Genomic DNA, 1,759 nt, shown 5'->3' with positions numbered 1-1,759 from the left:
CCTCTCAGCCTGCATCTTGAATCACATTCGACATCAAAAGGGAATCCGCGATTCAAACAAAATCATAAACGCTCTAGGCAGAGAAATTTCAGCCGGGACGGCGAACAAACCGTCGAAGGGTCAGTCCTACACCCAATGGAAGTTCACGCGCTCGGCTGTTTCAACATATTCTACGATGCCAATTCCGAGTTGCTTCAGAATTTCAACGGCAAACTGCTTCATACCAGGTTTGCGTGGAAAGGGAGGTCCTATTGGCGCCGCTCTTTTTGTTCCTGGCTTCTAATGTTCCTGTATGGTCTCGACGGCTTTGAGGATCGTGAAAGCCGCATTGATGCGAGCCGGAATGGGGAAGTTGCGGTTTGCCAAGAGCACGATTCCGATCCGCCGCTCTGGCACAAAAGCGGCGTACGCCCCGAAGCCGTCCGTGGAGCCCGTTTTATTGAGAAGGATCTCATCGCCAGGTTTTTGCGGAGGATTCAGCCTGACAGCTGGTTGGGGTTCAAGCGCCATATCGGACGAGTTGCCCTCAAGCACGGTATCAAGGGTCGTGGGCCAGGCGTAAAGCTCCCATCCGAGTGATTGGTACATGTCGCCCACGCGGTAGTACCCGATCTGGGTGGACGCGATGGCTCTTTGAAGGGATGGCTCCAGCCGAGACGGATCGATATTCACCTCAATGAAGCGAAGCAGATCCGAGGCCGTGGTTTTTATGCCGTAGGCCTGCGCGTCGAGCGCGCCGGGTGTCACCCGAACCGGTTTGCCAGCCTTGTTGTAGCCAAAGGCGTAGTCTTGGATTTCCAGCGCGGCTACCGTGATGTAGGTTTTGTTCAGGCCAAGCGCCGGCAGGAGGTTTTTCTCCATCAATAGTGGAAACGGCTCTCCTAGGCTTTCTGCTGCGAGGTAACCGAACAGCCCGATGCTGGGATTGGAATAGACGCGGTGGGTGCCGGGCTCGTAGCTCGGACGCCATCCGCGATAAAAGCGAGTGATGTCGCTATTATCCGCAACGTCGTCCGGAAACTGCAATGGCAGCCCGCCCGCCGTGTAGGTGCCGAGGTCGAGCAGGTTGACGCGGTCTAAGGCGCTGCCGCTCAGTGCGGACATATGTGCGCTGCCCTTGTCGGAAAACGACAGCTTGCCCTTTGCATGCGCATAAGCGCCAAGAGTAGCGGTGAACGTCTTGCTGACGGATCCAATCTCGAACAGCGTGCTGTGGTTGACAGGAACTGCCTTCTCCCGGTCGGCGAGGCCATAGTTCCAGACAAAGCTACGCCCGTCGATCGTGATGCCGACGGCCATCCCAGGGATGTCATTCTCTGACATCAGTGGCTTGATGGCTTCGTCAACGACGGTTGCAATCCGCTGCTGGGTTTCATCCGCTTTCGCGCCGACGGGAAGCGAAGCGGCAATCAGCGCCAGTACAAGCGTATGTCGGGCGCCGACTGTCGGTTTCGCGAGCTCAAATAATCTCATAGCTAAAGAATGTCTCCGTAAAAGTGGCGTCGGCCAGTACTCGACCTTGCAATCGATTTACCCGCCACTCCCGCACCGAGACAAATGAACACTTCTCGGTAGAGGCATTAGAAATTCTTGGCCTATCAAGGCGTCGCTTCACAACCGTCTCAACCTGCCGCGGTGCTGCGGTTTTCCGCATTCAATCAGAGGACCACGCCGGAGATCGACGGAACCGTCGCAGCGGTCGCGGCCGATCTCATTCACAATCCCCAGACCGGCGAAGCCTGGTACACGGCCCGCATCC

General features: G+C 56.6%; 2 protein-coding genes. One reads left to right on the top strand and one right to left on the bottom strand.

What is annotated here, in order from left to right:
- Positions 1-279: 279 nt before the first annotated feature.
- A complete protein-coding gene (gene ampC, locus ACMGE0_RS33415; RefSeq protein ID WP_436820146.1) occupies positions 280-1,473 on the bottom strand; it encodes a class C beta-lactamase in 1,194 nt (397 codons plus the stop codon).
- Positions 1,474-1,635: 162 nt separating this feature from the next.
- On the opposite strand from ampC, the gene ACMGE0_RS33730 reads away from it, so the two are divergent.
- The coding region (locus ACMGE0_RS33730) for a beta-barrel domain-containing protein (RefSeq protein WP_495885028.1) at positions 1,636-1,759 on the top strand (124 nt) is incomplete at its 3' end.

This window comes from Neorhizobium descurainiae (assembly GCF_051400715.1).
Taxonomy (GTDB): Bacteria; Pseudomonadota; Alphaproteobacteria; order Rhizobiales; family Rhizobiaceae; genus Neorhizobium.
This window is presented reverse-complemented; position numbering and strand designations above follow the sequence as displayed.